Genomic DNA, 3,629 nt, shown 5'->3' with positions numbered 1-3,629 from the left:
TGCGGTTGCCCGACCGGGGCCGGCAGGCCACGACGGTGACGGCGTGGTGCTTGGAGAACGCGGCGAACATCGGCGTCAGATCACTCGTCCCGGCCTTCAGCACGGTGCTCATCCGGTCGAACCGCCAGGACTTCGTCACCCCACCGAGCAGGCTCAGCAGGACCGTCATCGCCGCCAGCAGGTGGGGCAGGTCCATCGACGGGGAAATCACCGCCCGCCAAACCCCCGAGTGCGCCAGCGAACCCACGAGCACGAAGGCGCGTTTGGTCGGGAACGCCCAGCCGGACGGGGCGTCGGGCAGCTCGACCCAGTCGAACTGAGTCTCCTCGCCTNGCAGCTCGACCCAGTCGAACTGAGTCTCCTCGCCTGGCGGGTGCTCGATGATCGCGTTGGGCCGCCGGGTCACGTGCGCGCAGGCGGTGCAGGCCGGCCGCAAGCTCCGGTCTCGGATCTGGCGGGTCAGGGTTTGATACGACCCCTCGAAGCCCAGCGGGACGAGCTCGTCGAGCAGCGTCGCCGCCCAGAGATGCGGGTCCTCCGTCAGCCTCGCGGTGACGTAGTCGATGAACGCGTCGAACGGGTCCGGGGCGGCGCGTTGACGCACTCCTGGGGTGCGTTGGCCGGCGAGATAGGCGCGGATTGTTTTGCGGTCGTGGTCGGTGCGGCGGGCGATCTCGCTGATCGTCATCCCTTGCCGTTTGAGCGCGTGGATGTCCACGTCGTCCTCCTCTGAAAGCATAGGAGTAGGGCCTTTCTTGAAGCTGGTGTGTGGTCGAAGACCATCAGCATCGAGGAAGGCCCGCTTCTATGTGCGGAAGCGACCCGGAGTGGGGAATTTCAGTGAGCAGAACTGGGGAATTTCAGTGAGCGCCGTCAACGCTACTCGGGGGGACGCAACCAAGCGGTCTGGCACCACGCCATCCTCGCCCTCGTCCGGCGTATGAAGCCGGCGCGACGACGGCGATCAAACCCTCGCGTCATCAAACGCAAGGTCTCGAAGTGGCCCGCCAAGCGCTTCCACCACACGCACTGGCCACAACCCCTCCACGAGCCAGAAATCACCACTCAAACTCTTAACTGAACGATATTGCGGCTTAGTCCTGCTACGCCGCATGGCTGGACACCAAGCTGGCATAGACGACAACGTTGTCTGGATACGTACGAGTGGTTTCGTTGAACTCTCCACCGCAGGTGATCAGTCGCAGTCCCGCATGGTCAGTGTTGCCGTAGACGGTGAACTGCGGAAACTCATCTTTCGAATATTCTTCCACTCCGTCGACCACGAACACGGCCACTGTCGCATCGGCTCGAGTAACCAAAATCTCATCGCCGGGACGCATATCGCCAAGTCGGTAAAACACCGCGCGCCCCTGCACTCTGGAGTCGACGTGACCCAAGATGACGGAGGGTCCGATCGCGCCAGGGGTGGGCGAGCCGGTGTACCAGCCGGCAGGAGAGGCTTCGTCCAACGACGGCGTCTGCACCGTGCCGTCAGGATTCAGTCCCAATTGCATCAGGACGGAGTCCACTTCAATCGCGGGGATGTTGATTTGGGTGGGCTCGGAGGCGGTCAAGGTCGGGCCAACAACCTGGTCAACCCGCGGAGTCGGCGGCGCGGAGAGGGGCTCCCGTGAGGGCGTATCGGAGACGGGCTTCTGAGCGGGAGCCGCCACGGCGGCCGAGGCTGGTGGTCGTGGAGGAGGAGGGTTGCCCCACAGGGCGAAACCGGTCGCCGTACAGCCGACGGTGAAGAGCAGAACCGTCGCCGCGGTAGCCAGACGGCTACCGCGGCGACGGTTCCCAGCCGGGTTTATCACCGGCGATCAAACGATCTCAACCTCACGCGGCAAGGCGCCGACGAATCATCACCGCGCCACCTGCCGCGGTCAGGAACACGGCACCGAGGGCGAGAAGGCCAATGTCAGCACCGCTTGAGGTGCCGCCACCGCCGGTTTGCACGCCACCGTCAGGCATGTTCGCTTGCGACGCGCTCAGAGCGCCGCACAGAGCCGGCGACGTTGCTGCCAGGGGCAGACTCGGAACCAAGTCACTTTTTGCGTCCTGTGCCGCTTTCGTCAACGTGGCCGGGTCTAGACCGTGGACCACCACAACAGCCGTTCCTGCCTCTAGCGAGGCCGCGGTGGCGGCATCCAGAGTGAAGGTTCGGTTAAAGTCGTAGTTTGCACCCATCCCGGCAAGCGTTAGATCAGTTCCGGCCGCCGGACTCGTGTCGCCGCTGGTGGACAACGTTGTGCCAATCTCTCCGTAAGACGGCTGACCTTCGGTCGTGCTGATCACACCGTCTCCATTGGTGTCAGCTGCGGTGGTGGGACATTCCCCCTTCGCACCGATGTGGATGTGCTGTACGTGCGGGTACGGCTTACCGTCGAAGGTCTCGGCCAGACCTTTGACGGTCTGGGTGACTGTGGCCTGGTCGCCGGATACCTGGATGGAGAAGGTGCCGCTGCCGTTGCTGCCGTTGATCGAATCGAGCGTCCCCTGGTAGGACGCGTCACCAGTGGCTGCAAGGGCTGGGCCACCAGTCAAGACGGCCACGCCCAGAGCAAACGCGGGCACAAACAACACTGCTGTTTTCTTATTCATCAGAATCCTTCGCTAGGAGGTAGGTGCGAAAACAAACATGGAGAGAAAAACACGAGCATTATTCGGCCAATCCTTTGCGCAAACGACTTTTTTGTCAAGAGCTGCTGGGCGTTCGTGAGTCGACCCGCCTGTCTGCAAGCCCTGCGTGCACAGCAATCGGCGCGGCTTCCCAAAGCCATCAAGACGAAGAACACGACGACGACCATACTCAGCTACCTCACAAAGTCCGAGGTCGACGCGCTCTTGGCCGTGCCCGATCAGAACACGGTGACCGGGCGGCGAGATCACGTGATGATACTGGTCTTTTCGACCGGACTCCGCGTCAGAGAGCTGATCGGGTTGACCCAGCAAGATCTACAGCTCAGCACCCCTGTGCACCTGCTTTGTCACGGCAAAGGCCGCAAGGACCGCATCACGCCGCTCAACAAGGAGACCACGCGCGCCCTCCGAACGCTTCGCGCCGCGAGGCCCGACGCGCTTCCACGCGACCCCATATTCACAGCGCAAGGCAGCTCCAGAGCGCTCGGGCGCGATGCGATCGCGGCTCGACTTCGCCTCTACTGCGCCGCCGCAACCGCCACCAGCCCGAGCCTGAAGAACAAAACGATCACTCCACACACGCTGCGACACACGACAGCGATGAGGATGCTCGAAGCCGGCATCGACATCACCACAATCGCCCTTTGGCTTGGCCACGAATCCACTCAGGCCACCCAGGCCTACCTACACGCCGACCTCGGCATGAAAGAACGCGCCCTGGCATGAATCGCGCCCCTCGGAAGCACCAGCCACAGGTTCGTCCCCACCGGACCGCTGCTTGAATTCCTAGAAGCGCTCTAATCATGCCGACGTATGCGCCCCGGATATTCCTTTGATCAAGACTTTCCAGAAAACATCGGCATAACCCGAACGTCGAGATAATCGATGTAGTGCGTATCCGCTCAGCTCAGCCTCGCTTTGCTGCTGCCGGGCCTTCGGCCACGATCTCGGCCCTGGTGGACGGCGGATGGTGACTGCTGAGGCCG

At 62.8% G+C, this 3,629-nt stretch carries 3 protein-coding genes and 1 pseudogene; 1 reads left to right on the top strand and 3 read right to left on the bottom strand.

The window, feature by feature from the left end; translation table 11 throughout:
- The 3 genes and pseudogenes from E3T37_RS07655 to E3T37_RS07645 form a co-directional block, all read right to left on the bottom strand.
- A pseudogene (locus tag E3T37_RS07655) lies at positions 1-718 on the bottom strand (IS21 family transposase); the annotation flags it as partial.
- A 385-nt stretch (positions 719-1,103) separates the two neighbouring features.
- Complete coding sequence (locus tag E3T37_RS07650; protein WP_134403369.1) at positions 1,104-1,574, bottom strand: class F sortase; 471 nt, start codon at positions 1,572-1,574, stop codon at positions 1,104-1,106.
- A gap of 265 nt (positions 1,575-1,839) precedes the next feature.
- Entirely contained in the window at positions 1,840-2,604 is a 765-nt protein-coding gene (locus E3T37_RS07645) for a hypothetical protein (RefSeq protein ID WP_134366210.1), read from the bottom strand.
- A 114-nt stretch (positions 2,605-2,718) separates the two neighbouring features.
- Between E3T37_RS07645 and E3T37_RS16780 the strand changes: the two genes are divergently transcribed.
- Positions 2,719-3,369, top strand: coding sequence for a tyrosine-type recombinase/integrase (locus tag E3T37_RS16780; RefSeq protein ID WP_166789067.1), 651 nt, complete (start codon positions 2,719-2,721; stop codon positions 3,367-3,369).
- Positions 3,370-3,629 lie beyond the last annotated feature (260 nt).

It is taken from the genome of Cryobacterium sp. TMT2-10 (assembly GCF_004403075.1).
GTDB classification, from domain to species: domain Bacteria; phylum Actinomycetota; class Actinomycetes; order Actinomycetales; family Microbacteriaceae; genus Cryobacterium; species Cryobacterium shii.
This window is presented reverse-complemented; position numbering and strand designations above follow the sequence as displayed.

What these genes read in the sequence shown, in the direction of transcription:
- E3T37_RS07645 (WP_134366210.1), bottom strand. Translation starts at nt 2,604, where the DNA reads ATGAATAAGAAAACAGCAGTGTTGTTTGTGCCCGCGTTTGCTCTGGGC.